The 17,791-nt window shown below is 54.9% G+C and carries 17 protein-coding genes; 15 read left to right on the top strand and 2 right to left on the bottom strand.

The features are described 5' to 3' along the window. Positions 1–109: 109 nt before the first annotated feature. On the top strand, positions 110–1,048 hold the full coding sequence (locus ABLU86_RS19690) for a LysR family transcriptional regulator (protein ID WP_015367198.1): 939 nt from the start codon (positions 110–112) through the stop codon (positions 1,046–1,048). 39 nt (positions 1,049–1,087) lie between these two features. Here the strand turns inward: ABLU86_RS19690 and rne are convergent, their stop codons facing one another. Further along, complete coding sequence (gene rne / locus ABLU86_RS19685; protein WP_015367197.1) at positions 1,088–4,300, bottom strand: ribonuclease E; 3,213 nt, start codon at positions 4,298–4,300, stop codon at positions 1,088–1,090. A gap of 825 nt (positions 4,301–5,125) precedes the next feature. On the opposite strand from rne, the gene rluC reads away from it, so the two are divergent. Next, positions 5,126–6,079: a 23S rRNA pseudouridine(955/2504/2580) synthase RluC gene (gene rluC / locus ABLU86_RS19680; protein WP_072205245.1), complete on the top strand. Its 954-nt coding sequence runs from the start codon at positions 5,126–5,128 to the stop codon at positions 6,077–6,079. 40 nt (positions 6,080–6,119) lie between these two features. On the opposite strand, the gene ABLU86_RS19675 is transcribed toward rluC, so the two are convergent. Beyond that, entirely contained in the window at positions 6,120–6,704 is a 585-nt protein-coding gene (locus tag ABLU86_RS19675) for a nucleoside triphosphate pyrophosphatase (RefSeq protein WP_015367195.1), read from the bottom strand. A 141-nt stretch (positions 6,705–6,845) separates the two neighbouring features. On the opposite strand from ABLU86_RS19675, the gene yceD reads away from it, so the two are divergent. The 13 genes from yceD (at position 6,846) to ABLU86_RS19610 (ending at position 17,681) form a co-directional block, all read left to right on the top strand. Beyond that, on the top strand, positions 6,846–7,367 hold the full coding sequence (gene yceD, locus ABLU86_RS19670) for a 23S rRNA accumulation protein YceD (RefSeq protein ID WP_015705036.1): 522 nt from the start codon (positions 6,846–6,848) through the stop codon (positions 7,365–7,367). A 16-nt stretch (positions 7,368–7,383) separates the two neighbouring features. Beyond that, positions 7,384–7,557, top strand: a complete 174-nt coding sequence (gene rpmF, locus ABLU86_RS19665) for a 50S ribosomal protein L32 (protein ID WP_000290724.1) — start codon at positions 7,384–7,386, stop codon at positions 7,555–7,557. Positions 7,558–7,703: 146 nt separating this feature from the next. After that, entirely contained in the window at positions 7,704–8,804 is a 1,101-nt protein-coding gene (plsX, locus tag ABLU86_RS19660) for a phosphate acyltransferase PlsX (RefSeq protein ID WP_086538096.1), read from the top strand. Between the two features lie 53 nt (positions 8,805–8,857). After that, the gene (locus ABLU86_RS19655; protein WP_015367192.1) at positions 8,858–9,811 is read left to right on the top strand and encodes a beta-ketoacyl-ACP synthase III; all 954 of its coding nucleotides are present in this window, start codon (positions 8,858–8,860) and stop codon (positions 9,809–9,811) included. A gap of 15 nt (positions 9,812–9,826) precedes the next feature. Beyond that, positions 9,827–10,756: an ACP S-malonyltransferase gene (fabD, locus tag ABLU86_RS19650; RefSeq protein WP_020079146.1), complete on the top strand. Its 930-nt coding sequence runs from the start codon at positions 9,827–9,829 to the stop codon at positions 10,754–10,756. A gap of 12 nt (positions 10,757–10,768) precedes the next feature. Beyond that, positions 10,769–11,503: a 3-oxoacyl-ACP reductase FabG gene (gene fabG, locus ABLU86_RS19645; protein WP_348796395.1), complete on the top strand. Its 735-nt coding sequence runs from the start codon at positions 10,769–10,771 to the stop codon at positions 11,501–11,503. Positions 11,504–11,713: 210 nt separating this feature from the next. Continuing rightward, entirely contained in the window at positions 11,714–11,950 is a 237-nt protein-coding gene (acpP, locus tag ABLU86_RS19640) for an acyl carrier protein (RefSeq protein WP_000103754.1), read from the top strand. An 88-nt stretch (positions 11,951–12,038) separates the two neighbouring features. Continuing rightward, positions 12,039–13,280, top strand: coding sequence for a beta-ketoacyl-ACP synthase II (fabF, locus tag ABLU86_RS19635; RefSeq protein WP_015705037.1), 1,242 nt, complete (start codon positions 12,039–12,041; stop codon positions 13,278–13,280). A 129-nt stretch (positions 13,281–13,409) separates the two neighbouring features. After that, on the top strand, positions 13,410–14,219 hold the full coding sequence (gene pabC, locus ABLU86_RS19630; protein ID WP_015367188.1) for an aminodeoxychorismate lyase: 810 nt from the start codon (positions 13,410–13,412) through the stop codon (positions 14,217–14,219). A gap of 2 nt (positions 14,220–14,221) precedes the next feature. Beyond that, positions 14,222–15,244 (top strand): cell division protein YceG, encoded by a 1,023-nt coding sequence (yceG, locus tag ABLU86_RS19625; RefSeq protein ID WP_032705663.1) that lies wholly within the window; start codon positions 14,222–14,224, stop codon positions 15,242–15,244. After that, the gene (tmk, locus tag ABLU86_RS19620; RefSeq protein ID WP_020079143.1) at positions 15,234–15,875 is read left to right on the top strand and encodes a dTMP kinase; all 642 of its coding nucleotides are present in this window, start codon (positions 15,234–15,236) and stop codon (positions 15,873–15,875) included. The genes yceG and tmk overlap by 11 nt, the downstream gene beginning before the upstream one ends. Continuing rightward, complete coding sequence (gene holB / locus ABLU86_RS19615; protein WP_348796394.1) at positions 15,872–16,876, top strand: DNA polymerase III subunit delta'; 1,005 nt, start codon at positions 15,872–15,874, stop codon at positions 16,874–16,876. The genes tmk and holB overlap by 4 nt, the downstream gene beginning before the upstream one ends. A 10-nt stretch (positions 16,877–16,886) precedes the next feature. After that, positions 16,887–17,681 carry a metal-dependent hydrolase gene (locus ABLU86_RS19610; protein WP_015367185.1) on the top strand — a complete coding sequence of 265 codons (795 nt, stop codon included), beginning with the start codon at positions 16,887–16,889 and terminating at the stop codon, positions 17,679–17,681. Positions 17,682–17,791: the final 110 nt, after the last annotated feature.

Raw genomic sequence — 17,791 nt, 5'->3', positions numbered from 1 at the left:
GGTAGTGCCCTCGTAAATGCGTTGGCGCTATTGTTCCCTGAAGCAGACTGGCGCGGAAGATAGGGTAGTGGTAAAACGGTTATACGTAGCACGTATAGGCAAAATATAAATGAAGAAACAAGAGCGTATAGATCGGATTGAGCTGATGCGGACCTTTATTCGCATCGTCGAAGCAGGTTCGCTCTCGGCGGCGGCTCTGCAGATGAGTACGACTCAGGCGACCGTCAGCCGACGTTTGCAGTCGCTGGAGACGTTACTTGGCGCGAGGCTTATTCTGCGCACGACCCATGCGATGAAACTGACCGATGACGGCGAGCGCTGTTATCAACATGCGCGGCGGCTGGTGGACAGCTGGCTGGCGCTGGAAGATGATTTGCGCATCGAGGAGGACCGGCCGGTTGGCGTGCTGCGGGTGCGGGCGCCGCACGCTTTTGGCCAACAGCAGTTGCTGGGTCCGCTGGTGAGTTTTCTGCAGCGATATCCCGAGCTCTCCGTTGAGTGGATGCTGAATGATAAAACCGTCGATTTTCTTAGCGATAATATTGATTGCGCGATCCGCGTTGGCGCGGAAGTCGATCCATCAACGGTATCGGTACTGTTGGCTGTGGTTCCTCGCAGCCTGGTGGTTGCGCCTGAGCTATTGGCGCGCCATCCGGAACTCAGCGAACCGCAGGCGCTCTCCGCGCTGCCATGGGTCGCTATCAGCACCTTTTATCAGCATGAAGTCACGCTACAGCATCAGGTGGACGGGCAGTTGGTGAGTTTCCCGATTGTCCCTTGTCTGAGTACCGATAGCGTCTACGTTGCGCGTAACACCGCCCTGGCGGGGCTGGGGGCGGCAATTGTTTCCAGTTGGGCGGTGGAGGAGGATATTGCGGCAGGCAGGCTGATTGAGCCGTTTGCGCAGTGGCGGGCTTCGCCGCTGCCGGTGCATCTGGTTTATCCCTGGGCGCGCTATTATCCGACGCGGCTACGCAAGTTTCTCGATTTGATGCGCGAAGTGATGCCACAGGTGGCGGGGATGCAGCGCCCGGACGAGAAGAAATAAAAAAACCGGCCAGTTGGCCGGTTTTTTCGTTGAGCACCGTTACTCTACAGGCTGCGGACGGGTAGCTTCCGCCGTGGCTTGATGAGTGGCGCTATGGCCGCCTGCAGACCCTTTACCCTCAAAGGCAAACGGAGGACGAACCCAATCGCTTTGGCGCGGCGCTTCCGGCACGTATTCCGGAGCCGGTGCGCGGGTCATCGGCGCGGTCGCATGGCGAGTAGCGGTGGTCGCCGGTTGCGCTTTCACCACTGGCGCGGTGCTGATGACCGGCGTCGGTTCAACAACCGGCGCGGCTTCTTCAACGGAGGCAACGGTCGTTTCTTCGACAACAGCGGTTTCTTCTTCGGCAATCGTTGGCTGCGCAGTGACGGTTTCTTCAGTAGCTGGAGCAGGTGCGGTCTCAGTTTCTTCGACTACCGGCTCTGCTGGCTCACTGACTTCTGCCTGCGGCGCAACGCTTTCCGCAACAATTGCGGTCTCTTCAACCACCGCCGTTTCTTCGACGACCGGAGCTTCAACTACGGTCGGTTCGCTGGCCACTGCCGGTACGACAGTTTCAGCTGCGACGGTTTCCGCAACGACAACCGGAGCGATAGTCTCCGCGACGACTGGCGTAATGATAGGCTCAACGTTGGCGGTTTCCTGTACCGGTAACTCTTCCTGCTGCTGATCATGCGCACGGGCAATTGGATAGCGGATCCACGCTTTACCTGACGCCAGCTCAGGCGACGCGCAGGCGATGGCCAGCGGCATCGGCGACTGGGTCGGATAACGCTCATCGCGGTAACGACGGCGACGTTGGCCGCTTACGCGCAGGTGGCGCGGAGAACGACGAGAGCGACGCGGCATACCGTTAGATTCACGAGCGTCGCCGTTTTCATCCTGCTCAGCGGCAGTTTCAACGACGGCCGGCAGATCGACTTTTGCCAGTTCCGTACGCGGCGTAGTGGATTCCGCCTGCTGCTCAGCAACGGCTTCGACAACCTGCTCGGTTTCTGCGGATTCAAAGCGGACTTTCTGCGCCAGCTGACGCGGCTTACGACGCGGCATGCTCTGAACGCGCTCTTCCTGCTCGGTTTCCTGCTGTACTACCGGTTCTTCGCGGGTCTGAGTTTTCGCTTCCTGCTGTGCCTGACGCTTGTCATCATTACGACGGCGGTTGCGTTCACGGCGCGGTTGCTGTTGCTCATCGCGTGATTTGCCTTTATCAGACTCATCGCCCGCGTTTTGGCGAGATTCGCGCAGTTCAGCGTTCTGTGATTGTTTGTCACGACGATTACGGCGGTTCTCCTCGCGTGATTCACGAGGTTCGCGACCTTCTGTGTTTTCTCCGCGATTATCACGATTATCACGGTTGTCACGATTATCGCGGTTATCACGACGGTCGTTACGGTCGCGGCGATTATTAGAACGCGGTTTACGGCGCTCTTGCTGACGCTCAGGTTTCTCTTCAGTTTTTTGCTCGGCTTTGACTTCAGCCGGTTTAGCTTCTTCTGCGCCGGAGAAGATGTTTTTCAACGCGCCGAAGAAGCGGGACAGCAGACCAGGCTGGGCAGGCGTTGCTACCTTCGCTGCCGGAGCAGCGGCGGCTTTCGCTGCGGTCGGCGCGGCTGCGGTTTCTTCCTGTACCGGCGCAGGCGGCGCATCCGGCATCACGAAAGCAGCCAGCGCTGGCTCTTCGCGGCGTTTGCGTTCAGCCGGTTCTTCGTCAGACGGCATCGCCATCTCTTCTTCGTGCAGTTTCGGCAGCAAATAGCTCAGCGTGGAGGTTTCTTCGCCTTTACGCACGCGCAGTACGGAGTAGTGCGGGGTTTGCATCTCATCGTTAGGGACGATGATGACGCGAATGTCGCTCTGGCGGGTTTCAATCGCGCTGACTGCGGCACGTTTTTCGTTAAGCAGGTAAGAAGCGATAGGTACCGGAACGATCGCGTGGACTTCTTTGGTGTTCTCTTTCAGCGCTTCTTCTTCAATCAGGCGCAGGATAGAGAGCGACAGCGATTCGTTGTCACGCACGGTACCGGTGCCGCTACAGCGTGGGCACACGTGGTGGCTGGATTCGCCCAGCGACGGGCTCAGACGCTGGCGGGACATCTCCAGTAGGCCGAAGCGCGAGATATGGCTGATCTGGATACGCGCGCGGTCCTGGCGGACGGCTTCACGCAGGCGGTTTTCAACCGCACGCTGGTGGCGGACCGGGGTCATATCGATGAAGTCGATAACGATCAGGCCGCCAAGGTCGCGCAGACGCAACTGGCGTGCGATTTCGTCAGCCGCCTCGAGGTTAGTGTTGAACGCCGTTTCTTCGATATCGCCGCCGCGGGTCGCGCGAGCGGAGTTGATGTCGATAGCGGTCAGCGCTTCGGTGCTATCGATAACGATAGAACCACCGGACGGCAGACGCACTTCACGCTGGAACGCGGATTCAATCTGGGATTCAATTTGGTAGTGGCTGAACAGCGGAATTTCACCGGTGTACAGTTTGATTTTGCTGCTGAAATCCGGACGACCGAGGGCGGCGATATGCTGGCGCGCCAGCTCAAGCACTTTCGGATTATCGATTAGGATTTCGCCGATGTCCTGGCGCAGATAGTCGCGGAAGGCACGAACGATAACGTTACTTTCCTGGTGGATCAGGAACGGAGCAGGGCGGCTCTCAGCGGCTTTCTGAATCGCTTCCCAGTGCTTCAGGCGGAAGCTCAGATCCCACTGCAGCGCTTCAGCGGATTTGCCAACGCCCGCGGTACGCACGATAAGACCCATGCCGTCCGGCAGCTGAAGGCTCGCCAGCGCTTCTTTCAGCTCGGTACGATCGTCACCTTCGATACGGCGCGAAATGCCGCCGGCGCGAGGGTTGTTCGGCATCAGTACCAGGTAGCTGCCTGCCAGGCTGATAAAGGTGGTCAGCGCGGCGCCTTTATTACCGCGCTCTTCTTTATCAATCTGAACAATGACTTCCTGACCTTCGCGCAGAACGTCCTTAATGTTAGGGCGGCCATGAGCGCTGTAATTGGCTGGGAAGTATTCGCGGGCAATTTCTTTGAGGGGGAGGAAACCATGACGCTCAGCGCCGTAATCGACAAACGCGGCTTCAAGGCTAGGTTCAATACGAGTGATTTTGCCTTTGTAGATGTTCGCTTTTTTCTGCTCGTGCCCGGGGCTTTCGATATCCAGGTCGTACAGGCGCTGCCCATCAACAAGAGCGACGCGCAACTCTTCCTGCTGAGTTGCGTTGATTAACATTCTTTTCATCGTAACTTACTCATTATTCTTACATTGACGACTAAGCTACGGGCAGAGTAACGCCTTACCGGGTGAAAACCGATGGCCTCGAGTCTGGTTCACGTCGCCAACCTCACGGTTGTCGCGCGCTTAAGAGGCGCAGAGTGTCGGTCGCCTGTGTTTCAAACGGAAACACAGCGCAATTATTCAGGGGAACAGCCTGGGATGTATCACCAGAGAATATTCCATTTATACACTTCATCCTTTAAGTGATTTCGCGTTGGCCGCGCTTGTTCACCTCAATCGATTGCTTGTACAACCGACTGAAGATTCTCTCTTTTGCAGCCTTGACGCACCTCAAACGATGTTGCGTATATTCTCATCGTCTCTCACGTCGCAGGAGTAATGGCTTAACCTGTTCACCTCAATCGGAGGATTCAGATGAACTCCCGGTGGTTCCGGAGTCGACGCCATCCTGCCACGCAAAAATCTTATAGAGCCTGTGCCGGTAAGGACTGCAACCCGCAGCCCGCTAACTGTCTGAAAGATCAATACGTCTTACGCCATTGCTGCGTGGATGATCGGTCAGACAAAATTGGTCATTCCGCTAATTTCTTGTTCTAACAAGTGTCAACACGGAAAACGGCTTCATTATTCCATTGCTAACCTTGTTATAGCAAGTTCACTTTTACCTTTTATCACCGGGTTACTCACAGTTTTTTCACCAGCGTCTACAGATTGTTCTAATAACAAACAAAACGCCGATGAAGCATGCGATGAAAACCGGATACTGATAAATATAAGCATATAAAAATGAGTGGCGCTAATGCCCTCGGCTATTTAGAATCGCCGACCATGAAAACTGAGACTCCAACCGTAAAAATGGTTGCCATTTCCGCCGATGAAGCGGGGCAACGTATCGACAACTTTTTGCGTACGCAACTTAAGGGCGTACCGAAGAGCATGATTTATCGCATCCTGCGTAAAGGCGAGGTGCGGGTGAACAAAAAACGCGTCAAGCCGGAATATAAACTGGAAGATGGCGATGAAGTGCGTATCCCGCCGGTGCGGGTCGCCGAGCGCGAAGAAGAGGCCGTTTCGCCGCATCTGCAAAAAGTGGCGGCGTTGTCGGATGTTATCCTCTATGAAGACGATCATATCCTGGTGCTGAATAAACCTTCCGGTACCGCGGTGCACGGTGGTAGCGGTCTGAGCTTCGGCGTGATTGAAGGGCTGCGGGCGCTACGCCCTGAGGCCCGTTTCCTGGAACTGGTCCACCGTCTCGATCGTGATACCTCAGGCGTTCTGCTGGTAGCGAAAAAACGTTCGGCGCTTCGCTCGCTTCATGAGCAACTGCGTGAGAAAGGGATGCAGAAGGATTATCTGGCGCTGGTCCGCGGTCAGTGGCAGTCGCACACGAAGGTGGTACAAGCGCCGCTGCTGAAAAATATTCTGCAGAGCGGCGAGCGCATCGTGCGCGTGAGCCAGGAAGGTAAGCCTTCCGAAACGCGCTTTAAAGTGGAAGAGCGTTACGCGTTTGCCACGTTGGTACGCTGTAGCCCGGTTACCGGGCGTACGCATCAGATTCGCGTTCACACCCAGTATGCGGGACATCCTATTGCTTTTGACGATCGTTATGGCGATCGCGAGTTTGACAAGCAGCTTTCAGGGACAGGGTTAAACCGTCTGTTTTTGCATGCGGCAGCGCTGAAATTCACTCATCCAGGCACCGGTGAAGTGATGCGTATTGAAGCGCCGTTGGATAACCAACTGAAACACTGCTTGCAGGTTTTGCGCAATAGCAAATAAGCACAGCGGCGGATTCATACTCCGCCGCTTTCTTTTATGGCTAGCTAAGCAGCGGGTTAAAGCCTTCCCGGCGCAACATCTGGCATAGCGCTATCAGCGGTAATCCAACCAGCGAATTAGGATCGCGTCCTTCCAGTCGCTCAAATAGCGTGATGCCTAAGCCTTCGCTTTTAAAACTGCCGGCACACTGCAGAGGGTTCTCTTTACGGATATAGGCCTCGATCTCCTGATCGCTTAAATGACGAAAATGGACATCGAAGGGTTCGCATTCCGTTTGTAGGTGTCCGTTGGCAGAATTGTAGAGCGCAAGCCCGGTATAAAAAGTGACAATCGTGCCGCTGGCTTTGCGTAGCTGACGGTGAGCGTTTTCTTCAGTGTGCGGTTTACCGGTGATTTCGCCGTCTAAGACGCAAACCTGATCGGAACCTATAATAAGGTGCTGAGGGAAGCGGGATGCCAGCGCCTGGGCTTTGGCTTGCGCCAGACGCACAACCAACTGGCGGGCGGATTCGCCGGGCTGAGGCGTTTCGTCAACCTCCGGCGCCGCGCATTCAAACGGCAGCGTGAGTTTTTCCAACAGCATCCGCCGCCACGGCGAGGTTGAGGCCAGGAGAAGATTAGACATATTTTTTCATCCACATATAGCGCTTCGCAGAGCATCATTTTAAACTATGCGCCGCAATGTGTGCGAATAAATGGCAAAAGGCAACCTGAGGCTGCCTTTTTCTTTGACTCTATGACATTACAAAGTTAATATGCGCGCCCTATGCAAAAGGTAAAATTACCCCTGACTCTCGATCCGGTTCGCACGGCTCAAAAACGCCTTGATTACGAGGGTATCTACGCCCGTGATCAGGTTGGCCGTGTCGCCGATTCAGTCGTCAGCGTGGACAGTGATGTGGAATGCAGCATGTCGTTCGCTATCGATAACCAGCGTCTTGCCGTTATTACCGGTGATGCGAAGGTGTCGGTAACCCTCGAATGTCAGCGTTGCGGGAAACCGTTCCCTCATCATGTTCACACAACGTATTGTTTCAGCCCTGTCAGAAATGACGAACAGGCAGAAGCACTACCGGAAGCGTATGAGCCGATTGAGGTTAACGAATTCGGTGAAATCGATCTGCAGGCGATGGTTGAGGATGAAATCATTCTTTCCTTGCCGGTAGTTCCGGTGCATGATTCTGAACACTGTGAAGTGTCCGACGCGGACATGGTCTTTGGCGAACTGCCTGAAGAGGCACAAAAACCAAACCCATTTGCCGTATTAGCCAGCTTAAAGCATAAGTAATTGAGGAGTAAGGTCCATGGCCGTACAACAGAATAAACCAACCCGTTCCAAACGTGGCATGCGTCGTTCCCATGACGCTCTGACCGCAGTCACCAGCCTGTCTGTAGACAAAACTTCTGGTGAGAAACACCTGCGTCACCACATCACTGCCGACGGTTTCTACCGCGGTCGCAAGGTAATCGCTAAGTAATCACGCCTTACTCCGTGGATTTCACGTTGCAAGAAAACGTAGTCAACGTCCCTGTAACGTGAAAGACAAGAGTAAAAGCGTGGTGAAGCTTAGTGAGGATCTCCCCAGGTAACTGGGGAATAACCGAACCGGGCAGCGACGATACCTTGACACGTCTAACCCTGGCGTTAGATGTCATGGGGGGCGATTTTGGCCCATCCGTGACAGTGCCTGCAGCACTGCAGGCACTGAACTCTAATTCGCAACTCACACTTCTTTTAGTCGGCGACCCCGACGCCATCACGCCATTACTTGCCAAAGCTGATTTCGAACAACGTTCGCGACTGCAGATTATCCCTGCACAGTCAGTTATTGCCAGTGATGCGCGACCCGCGCAGGCTATCCGCAGTAGCCGCGGAAGCTCGATGCGCCTGGCGCTGGAGCTGGTGAAAGAAGGGCGAGCCGAGGCCTGCGTTAGCGCGGGAAATACCGGCGCGCTGATGGGGTTGGCGAAGTTATTGCTTAAGCCCATTGAGGGGATTGAGCGCCCGGCGCTGGTGACGGTACTGCCGCATCAGCAAAAGGGCAAAACGGTAGTGCTGGATTTAGGCGCTAACGTCGATTGCGACAGTACAATGCTGGTGCAGTTCGCCGTAATGGGCGCAGTGTTAGCTGAAGAAGTGGTGGGGATTAAAAACCCACGCATTGCATTGTTGAATATCGGTGAAGAAGAGATGAAAGGTCTCACCAGCATTCGCGATGCGTCGGCAATGCTCAAAAAACTGCCGTCCTTCAACTATATTGGTTACCTTGAAGCTAACGAACTGTTGACGGGGAAAACGGATGTTCTGGTTTGTGACGGATTCACAGGCAACGTCACATTAAAGACGATGGAAGGTGTTGTCAGGATGTTCCTTTCGCTGCTGAAATCACAGGGAGAGGGAAAAAAACGGTCGTGGTGGCTGATTTTATTAAAGCGTTGGTTACAAAAAAGCCTGAGCAGGCGATTCAGTCACCTCAACCCCGACCAGTATAATGGCGCCTGTCTGTTAGGATTGCGCGGTTCTGTGATCAAAAGTCATGGCGCTGCCAACCAGCGCGCATTTTGCGTCGCAATAGAGCAGGCAGTGCAGGCGGTGCAGCGGCAGGTTCCACAGCGGATCGCCGCTCGCCTGGAATCGTTATACCCAGCAGGCTTTGAACTGCCAGGGAGCAGCAGCGGTAACGGGAGTGCCCGACAGCACACCGGGACCAACGGATACGACTGACGCCCTGCGGTTTGAACAACGCGGGTATATTACCCAAGAGTGACTGAGCGTACATGTATACAAAGATTATTGGCACCGGCAGCTACCTGCCTGAGCAAGTGCGTACTAACGCCGACCTGGAAAAAATGGTTGAAACGACTGACGAGTGGATTGTCACACGTACAGGTATTCGTGAACGCCGTATTGCCGCAGCGAACGAAACAGTTGCTACGATGGGCTTCGAAGCCGCAAAGAAAGCGCTGGAAATGGCGAATGTCAACCCGGAACAAATTGGTCTGATCGTTGTTGCGACCACCTCGGGTACGCATGCCTTCCCGAGCTCTGCGTGCCAGATTCAATCTATGCTGGGTGTCAAAGGCTGTCCGGCGTTTGACGTCGCAGCCGCCTGCGCGGGCTTTACTTACGCGTTGAGCATCGCCGACCAGTATGTGAAAAACGGCGCCGTAGATTACGCGCTGGTGATCGGCGCTGACGTGCTGGCGCGCACCTGCGATCCAACCGATCGCGGCACGATCATTATCTTCGGCGACGGCGCGGGCGCAGTGGTGCTTGGCGCTTCTGAAGAGCCAGGCATTATTTCCACGCATCTGCATGCCGATGGCCGCTACGGTGAGCTGTTAACGCTGCCGAACGCCGATCGCGTAGAGCCGGAAAATCCGATTTATCTGACGATGGCCGGCAACGAAGTGTTTAAAGTTGCGGTCACCGAACTGGCGCATATCGTTGACGAGACGCTGGCGGCCAATAATCTTGAGCGCTCGGCGCTGGATTGGCTGGTGCCGCACCAGGCTAACCTGCGGATCATCAGCGCGACGGCGAAAAAGCTGGGAATGTCGATGGATAATGTGGTGGTCACGCTCGATCGTCACGGTAACACTTCCGCCGCCTCGGTCCCTTGCGCGCTCGATGAAGCCGTTCGCGATGGCCGTATTCAACGCGGTCAGTTGATTCTGCTGGAGGCCTTCGGTGGTGGTTTCACCTGGGGTTCCGCGCTGGTTCGTTTTTAGTATAAGGATTTAAACATGACGCAATTTGCTTTTGTGTTCCCGGGACAGGGCTCTCAGGCTGTCGGTATGCTGGCTGATATGGCCGCGACCTGGCCAGTTATTGAAGAGACTTTCGGCGAAGCTTCCGCAGCGTTGGGTTACGATCTGTGGGCGCTTGCCCAACAGGGCCCGGCAGAAGAATTGAACAAAACCTGGCAAACGCAGCCGGCGCTGCTGACCGCTTCCGTCGCGTTATATCGCGTATGGCAGCAGCAGGGCGGTAAAGCGCCGGCGCTGTTAGCCGGTCATAGCCTTGGCGAATACTCTGCGCTGGTCTGCGCGGGCGTGATTAATTTCGCTGATGCCGTTCGTCTGGTTGAACTGCGTGGCAAATTCATGCAGGAAGCGGTACCAGAAGGTACCGGCGCGATGTCTGCAATTATTGGCCTCGACGACGCGTCCATCGCTAAAGCCTGTGAAGAATCTGCACAAGGGCAGGTGGTTTCGCCAGTGAACTACAATTCACCGGGTCAGGTGGTTATCGCCGGGCACAAAGAAGCCGTTGAGCGTGCAGGCGCTGCGTGTAAAGCCGCAGGCGCCAAACGTGCGCTGCCGTTGCCGGTCAGCGTACCGTCTCACTGCGCGCTGATGAAACCTGCCGCTGAAAAACTGGCGGTAGAGCTGCAGAAAATCACTTTTAATGCGCCGACCGTTCCGGTTGTGAACAACGTCGACGTGAAGTGTGAAACCGCGCCTGATGCTATCCGCGACGCGCTGATTCGCCAACTGTACAGCCCGGTTCAGTGGACTAAGACCGTTGAGTTTATGGCATCTCAGGGCGTCGAGCACCTGTATGAAATGGGCCCGGGTAAAGTCCTCACCGGCCTGACCAAACGTATTGTTGACACCCTGACTGCTTCTGCGCTCAACGAGCCGGCTGCGATGTCTGCGGCGCTTGAGCAATAAAAGAGGAATACCATGAGTTTTGAAGGAAAAATCGCGCTGGTTACCGGTGCGAGCCGCGGTATCGGCCGCGCAATCGCTGAAACCCTCGCCGCGCGCGGCGCGAAAGTTATCGGTACTGCCACCAGCGAAAGCGGTGCGCAGGCAATCAGCGACTATTTAGGTGCCAACGGTAAAGGTCTGATGTTGAATGTGACCGACCCGGCATCTATTGAATCTGTTCTGGAAAATGTTCGCTCAGAGTTTGGCGAAGTTGATATCCTGGTCAATAATGCCGGGATTACTCGTGATAACCTGTTAATGCGAATGAAAGATGATGAGTGGAACGATATTATCGAAACCAACCTGTCATCTGTATTCCGTCTGTCAAAAGCGGTAATGCGCGCTATGATGAAAAAGCGTCATGGGCGTATTATCACTATCGGTTCTGTGGTTGGTACCATGGGAAATGCTGGTCAGGCTAACTACGCTGCTGCGAAAGCGGGTCTGATTGGTTTCAGTAAGTCACTGGCACGTGAAGTTGCGTCTCGCGGTATTACTGTAAACGTTGTTGCTCCGGGCTTTATTGAAACGGACATGACGCGTGCGCTGACCGATGAGCAGCGTGCGGGTACGCTGGCTGCAGTTCCTGCGGGGCGCCTTGGCTCCCCAAATGAAATCGCCAGCGCGGTTGCATTCTTAGCCTCTGACGAAGCGGGTTACATCACTGGTGAAACCCTGCACGTCAATGGCGGGATGTATATGGTCTGACCGAGATTTGCGCAAAATGTTCAGGAAGCGCGCAGTCTGCACGCTTGCGGGTACAGTTTTGTGCGAAATCATTTGCGTTATTAGGGCAAACAGCCGCAAAATAGCGTAAAATCGTGGTAAGACCTGCCGGGATTTAGTTGCAAATTTTTCAACATTTTATACACTACGAAAACCATCGCGAAAGCGAGTTTTGATAGGAAATTTAAGAGTATGAGCACTATCGAAGAACGCGTTAAGAAAATTATCGGCGAACAGCTGGGCGTTAAGCAGGAAGAAGTTACCAACAATGCTTCCTTCGTTGAAGACCTGGGCGCTGATTCTCTTGACACCGTTGAGCTGGTAATGGCTCTGGAAGAAGAGTTTGATACTGAGATTCCGGACGAAGAAGCTGAGAAAATCACCACCGTTCAGGCTGCCATTGATTACATCAACGGTCACCAGGCGTAAGTGAACATCTCCAGGCGGTCATTCGACCGCCTGAGTTTTATCTTTTTTTGTCCCACAAGAATCTATTTTCCCTCCCTGGAGGACAACCGTGTCTAAGCGTCGTGTAGTTGTGACCGGACTGGGCATGTTGTCTCCTGTCGGCAATACCGTAGAGTCTACCTGGAAAGCTCTCCTTGCCGGTCAGAGTGGCATCAGCCTGATCGACCATTTCGATACTAGCGCCTATGCAACGAAATTTGCTGGCTTAGTAAAGGATTTTAACTGTGATGATATCATCTCGCGCAAAGAACAGCGCAAGATGGATGCCTTCATTCAATATGGAATTGTCGCTGGCGTTCAGGCCATGCAGGATTCTGGCCTTGAAGTGACGGAAGAAAACGCAACCCGCATCGGCGCCGCTATCGGTTCCGGTATCGGGGGCCTCGGCCTGATCGAAGAAAACCATAGTTCGCTGGTAAACGGCGGACCGCGGAAGATCAGCCCGTTCTTCGTTCCGTCCACAATTGTTAACATGGTGGCCGGTCATCTGACCATCATGTTTGGTCTGCGTGGACCGAGTATCTCCATCGCGACCGCGTGTACTTCAGGCGTACACAATATCGGCCACGCGGCACGTATTATCGCCTATGGCGATGCCGACGCGATGGTTGCCGGTGGTGCAGAGAAGGCGAGTACGCCGCTGGGCGTAGGCGGCTTTGGCGCTGCGCGCGCGCTGTCCACCCGCAATGACAACCCGCAGGCGGCAAGCCGTCCGTGGGATAAAGAGCGTGATGGCTTCGTGCTGGGCGACGGTGCTGGTATGGTCGTGCTGGAAGAGTACGAGCATGCGAAAAAACGCGGCGCGAAAATCTACGCAGAGATCGTTGGTTTTGGTATGAGCAGCGATGCGTACCATATGACGTCTCCACCGGAAGATGGCGCTGGCGCTGCGCTGGCGATGGTTAACGCCATTCGCGACGCGGCGATTGAACCGGGCCAGATTGGCTATGTCAACGCCCACGGTACTTCGACGCCAGCCGGTGATAAAGCAGAAGCCCAGGCGGTGAAATCCGTGTTTGGCGATGCGGCAAGCCGCGTGATGGTGAGCTCCACCAAATCAATGACCGGCCACCTGTTAGGCGCGGCTGGCGCAGTAGAGTCTATCTACTCTATTCTGGCGCTGCGCGATCAGGCGGTTCCGCCGACCATCAACCTGGATAACCCGGATGAAGGTTGCGACCTCGACTTCGTTCCTCATGAAGCGCGTCAGGTTTCCGGTATGGAATACACCCTGTGTAACTCCTTCGGCTTTGGCGGTACTAACGGTTCGATTATCTTCAAAAAAGTATGATCAACCGCTAATGCTGGTTTAAGCGTTGACGAAAAGACCCGCCTGGCGGGTCTTTTTTTATTCGGTTTTCTCCGCTTGTTCTCTGCTTTTTATCCTGAGACACTGTGCCACCGGTGAGAGGAGCCCCCTATGTTCTTGATAAATGGTGTCGAGCAGGATGTGCTGGCAGCAAACGACCGTGCAATTCAATTCGGTGATGGGTGTTTTACCACCTCGCGAATCATCGACGGCCAGATAGCCTTCTTCAATGCCCATTTGGGCCGCTTGCAAGATACTTGCGAAAAACTCTTGATACCTTTTTCTGAATGGGAAACGTTGGCCGCAGAAATGCAAGAACTGGCAAAGCCACATCGAGAAGGCGTACTCAAAGTGGTCATAACGCGTGGTTCAGGAGGTCGGGGATATAGCGCGAGCGGATGCATTCAACCTACCCGCATGATGAGTGTGTCGTCTTTCCCCGCGCATTATGCGCGTTGGCGAGAAGAGGGAATAACCCTGGCGTTAAGCCCGATCCGCCTGGGGCGCAATCCTTCGCTGGCGGGGCTCAAACATCTTAATCGCCTCGAACAAGTCTTAATTCGTTCTCATCTTGAGCAGACGGACGCCGATGAGGCGCTGGTTCTTGACAGCGACGGGTGGCTTACGGAATGCTGTGCCGCGAATGTGTTCTGGCGTAAAGGAAGCCAGGTGTTCACGCCGCGCCTCGATCAGGCGGGCGTTAATGGCATTATGCGCCAGCACTGTATGGCTATGTTGGCACGTTCTTCTTTTGATGTTGTCGAAGTATCCATGCGCCCTGATGTACTGCGCGATGCCGATGAAGTGCTGATTTGCAATGCGCTTATGCCGCTGGTACCGGTTTGTCGTTGGGATGACGTCTGTTGGTCTGAACGCGATCTTTACCATTTTTTAGCCCCATTGTGTGAGCTGCCTGGTTAGTCATGAAGAAAATGTTACGTTTTGTCCTGCTGTTAGTCGTGGTGTTCGGTATTGCCGCAGCGGCAGGTATGTGGAAAGTCCGCCAACTGGCAGATAGTAAGTTGCTTATTAAAGAAGAGACCATCTTCACCCTTGAGCCAGGAACCGGGCGAGTGGTGCTTGGCCAGCAGCTGTATGGCGATAAAATCATTAATCGTCCACGCGTATTCCAGTGGCTGCTGCGCGTCGAACCTGAACTTTCTCATTTCAAAGCGGGTACCTATCGCTTCACACCGCAAATGACGGTGCGCGAGATGCTGCAGCTTTTAGCGAGCGGTAAAGAAGCGCAGTTCCCGCTACGGTTTGTTGAAGGGATGCGCGTTAGCGACTATTTGCGTCAGCTGCGCGATGCGCCGTATGTGAAGCACACTTTAGAAGACGACAGTTACGAAACGGTCGCCAAAGCGCTGGGTCTTGAGCACGCCGATTGGGTTGAAGGTTGGTTATGGCCGGATACCTGGATGTACACCGCCAATACCAGCGATATCGCCATTCTTAAACGCGCGCACCAGAAAATGGTCGCTGCGGTAGCGAAAGCCTGGGAAGGGCGGGCGGATAATCTACCCTATAAAGATCAAAACCAGTTACTGACCATGGCCTCTATCGTTGAGAAAGAGACCGCGGTTCCTGCCGAGCGCGATCGCGTGGCGTCGGTTTTTATCAACCGTCTACGCATTGGCATGCGTTTGCAGACCGACCCTACCGTAATTTACGGCATGGGAGAGCGCTATAATGGTAAACTGTCGCGTAAAGATCTGGAGACGCCGACCGCTTATAACACCTATGTGATTAGCGGTATGCCGCCAGGGCCAATCGCCGTGCCGGGCGAAGCGTCTCTCAATGCGGCATCCCATCCGGCGAAAACGCCGTACCTCTATTTTGTTGCCGACGGCAAAGGCGGCCATACGTTCAATACCAATCTGGCCAGCCATAACCGTTCGGTTCAGGACTATTTAAAAGTACTTAAGGAAAAAAATGCGCAGTAACTATATCGTTATCGAAGGCCTGGAAGGGGCGGGGAAAACCACCGCACGCAATCTGGTCGTTGAGGCTCTGGAACAGCTGGGTATCCGCGATATGGTGTTTACCCGTGAACCGGGCGGTACCATCCTGGCTGAAAAACTGCGCAGCCTGGTGCTGGATATCCAGTCTACCGGCGATGAAGTCATTAACGATAAAGCGGAAGTGCTGATGTTTTACGCCGCCCGCGTACAGCTGGTGGAAACGGTGATTAAGCCTGCTCTGGCTCGCGGTCAATGGGTCATTGGCGACCGTCACGATCTCTCAACTCAGGCCTACCAGGGCGGGGGGCGCGGTATCGATCAGGGGATGCTGGCGACGCTACGCGATGCGGTACTCGGTGATTTTCGCCCTGATTTAACACTCTATCTTGACGTGACGCCGGAAGTTGGCCTTAAGCGCGCCCGCGCGCGAGGCGATCTGGATCGGATTGAGCAGGAGTCGATGAATTTCTTCAATCGTACCCGCGCGCGCTACCTTGAACTGGCGGCGCAGGATCCGACTATCCGCACGGTGGATGCGACGCAGCCTCTGGAAGCGGTTGAGCGCGACATTCGCGCCGTTATCACTCAATGGGTTGCGGAGCAACGCGCATGAAATGGTATCCGTGGTTACGCCCGTCCTTCGAGCAGCTAGTGTCTGGCTATCAGGCAGGACGGGGTCACCATGCGTTATTACTCCAGGCATTACCGGGGATGGGGGGCGATGCGCTTATCTACGCGTTATGCCGTTTCCTGATGTGCCGCCAGCCGGAAGGGCATAAAAGCTGTGGCCATTGTCATAGCTGCCAGCTTATGCAGGCGGGGACCCATCCTGATTACTACACTCTGGTTCCGGAGAAGGGCAAGAGCGCGCTAGGCATCGATGCGGTGCGCGGCATCACTGAAAAACTCTATGAGCGTGCGCGTCTCGGCGGCGCGAAGGTGGTGTGGATCAACGATGCGACGTTGTTAACCGATGCCGCCGCCAATGCTTTGCTGAAGACGCTGGAAGAGCCGCCGGAAAATACCTGGTTTTTCCTGGCCTGCCCGGAGCCGGCGCGTCTGCTCGCCACCTTGCGCAGCCGGTGCTTCTCATATCACCTTACTCCGCCTTCTGAAGCCTGGGCGTTAGGGTGGTTAGCACGTGAAGTGACAATGTCACAAGAAGCTTTATTGGCCGCGTTGCGCCTCAGCGCTAACGCACCCGCGGCAGCGCTGGAGTTACTGCAAGAGGCTAACTGGGCTCCGCGACAACAGCTTTGCCAGGCGTTAGCCAGCGCGTTAACCAGCGGTGACTGGCTGTCATTATTGCCGGTTCTGAATCACGAACAGGCCCCGGTGCGTCTGCACTGGCTGGCATCGCTGTTGCTGGATGCGCAGAAGCGGCAACAGGGGATTACGCTTCTGAGTAATCCAGATGCCTGGACGCTGGTTAACCAACAGGCGCAAACACTTTCGGGCCCACGTCTTGAAGCTATCACGCGCGATGTTAGCGCCTGTCGCGAGCAGTTGCTGAGCGTGGTCGGCGTCAACCGCGAACTACTACTCACCGAGCGCCTCCTGCGCTGGGAACATTACCTGCAACCCGGGGCGGTTCTGCCCGTCTCACATCTCTGAGAATAAGAACATGTTTTTAGTCGATTCCCACTGCCATCTTGATGGCCTGGATTATCAAACGCTGCATAAAGATGTCGATGATGTGCTGGCGAAAGCCGCCGCGCGTGATGTTAAGTTTTGCCTGGCAGTCGCCACCACGCTGCCGGGATATCGCGGGATGCGCGAGTTAGTCGGCCAGCGAGAAAATGTCGTCTTTTCCTGCGGTGTTCATCCATTGAACCAGGATGAAGCGTATGACTTCGAAGAGCTGCGTTCGCTGGCTGCGGAAGAGGGCGTAGTGGCGATGGGGGAAACCGGGCTCGATTATTTTTATACCCCGGAAACGAAACTCCGCCAGCAGGAGTCTTTCCGCCAGCATATCCGCATTGGCCGCGAATTGAATAAGCCGGTGATTGTGCATACCCGCGATGCGCGCGCCGATACGCTGGCGATTTTACAGGAAGAAAAGGTGACGGATTGCGGTGGCGTACTACACTGTTTCACTGAAGACAGGGAGACAGCGGGTAAATTGCTGGACATGGGGTTTTATATTTCGTTTTCCGGTATCGTCACGTTCCGTAACGCGGAGCAGCTACGAGATGCCGCGCGCTATGTTCCGCTCGATCGCTTGCTGGTAGAGACCGATTCGCCTTATCTGGCGCCGGTACCACATCGCGGTAAAGAGAACCAGCCGGCGATGGTGCGCGATATCGCTGAATACATGGCGGTGCTGAAGGGCGTGTCGCTGGAGCAGCTCGCGCAACAAACCACCGATAACTTTGCCAGCTTGTTCCACATCGACCCTGCCAGACTGCAACCCGCCTGATCTTTCTATTATTTTAAGGCTCGTAATTAATAGTTAAAGCGAGTAAAGTTCACCGCCGCGACAGAGGCGGTGAGCGCATTTTTGCAACATACAGATACACATTATGTAAA

This window comes from Klebsiella sp. JN_Kp121 (assembly GCF_040062145.1).
GTDB classification, from domain to species: Bacteria; Pseudomonadota; Gammaproteobacteria; order Enterobacterales; family Enterobacteriaceae; genus Klebsiella; species Klebsiella aerogenes.
Note: the sequence above shows the minus strand (reverse complement) of the source record. Positions and strands in the feature narration are given on the sequence as shown.

What these genes read in the sequence shown, in the direction of transcription:
- fabG (WP_348796395.1), top strand. Translation starts at nt 10,769, where the DNA reads ATGAGTTTTGAAGGAAAAATCGCGCTGGTTACCGGTGCGAGCCGCGGT.
- tmk (WP_020079143.1), top strand. Translation starts at nt 15,234, where the DNA reads ATGCGCAGTAACTATATCGTTATCGAAGGCCTGGAAGGGGCGGGGAAA.
- ABLU86_RS19610 (WP_015367185.1), top strand. Translation starts at nt 16,887, where the DNA reads ATGTTTTTAGTCGATTCCCACTGCCATCTTGATGGCCTGGATTATCAA.
- rne (WP_015367197.1), bottom strand. Translation starts at nt 4,300, where the DNA reads ATGAAAAGAATGTTAATCAACGCAACTCAGCAGGAAGAGTTGCGCGTC.
- yceG (WP_032705663.1), top strand. Translation starts at nt 14,222, where the DNA reads ATGAAGAAAATGTTACGTTTTGTCCTGCTGTTAGTCGTGGTGTTCGGT.
- rpmF (WP_000290724.1), top strand. Translation starts at nt 7,384, where the DNA reads ATGGCCGTACAACAGAATAAACCAACCCGTTCCAAACGTGGCATGCGT.
- ABLU86_RS19675 (WP_015367195.1), bottom strand. Translation starts at nt 6,704, where the DNA reads ATGTCTAATCTTCTCCTGGCCTCAACCTCGCCGTGGCGGCGGATGCTG.
- ABLU86_RS19690 (WP_015367198.1), top strand. Translation starts at nt 110, where the DNA reads ATGAAGAAACAAGAGCGTATAGATCGGATTGAGCTGATGCGGACCTTT.
- rluC (WP_072205245.1), top strand. Translation starts at nt 5,126, where the DNA reads ATGAAAACTGAGACTCCAACCGTAAAAATGGTTGCCATTTCCGCCGAT.
- acpP (WP_000103754.1), top strand. Translation starts at nt 11,714, where the DNA reads ATGAGCACTATCGAAGAACGCGTTAAGAAAATTATCGGCGAACAGCTG.
- fabD (WP_020079146.1), top strand. Translation starts at nt 9,827, where the DNA reads ATGACGCAATTTGCTTTTGTGTTCCCGGGACAGGGCTCTCAGGCTGTC.
- holB (WP_348796394.1), top strand. Translation starts at nt 15,872, where the DNA reads ATGAAATGGTATCCGTGGTTACGCCCGTCCTTCGAGCAGCTAGTGTCT.
- ABLU86_RS19655 (WP_015367192.1), top strand. Translation starts at nt 8,858, where the DNA reads ATGTATACAAAGATTATTGGCACCGGCAGCTACCTGCCTGAGCAAGTG.
- yceD (WP_015705036.1), top strand. Translation starts at nt 6,846, where the DNA reads ATGCAAAAGGTAAAATTACCCCTGACTCTCGATCCGGTTCGCACGGCT.
- pabC (WP_015367188.1), top strand. Translation starts at nt 13,410, where the DNA reads ATGTTCTTGATAAATGGTGTCGAGCAGGATGTGCTGGCAGCAAACGAC.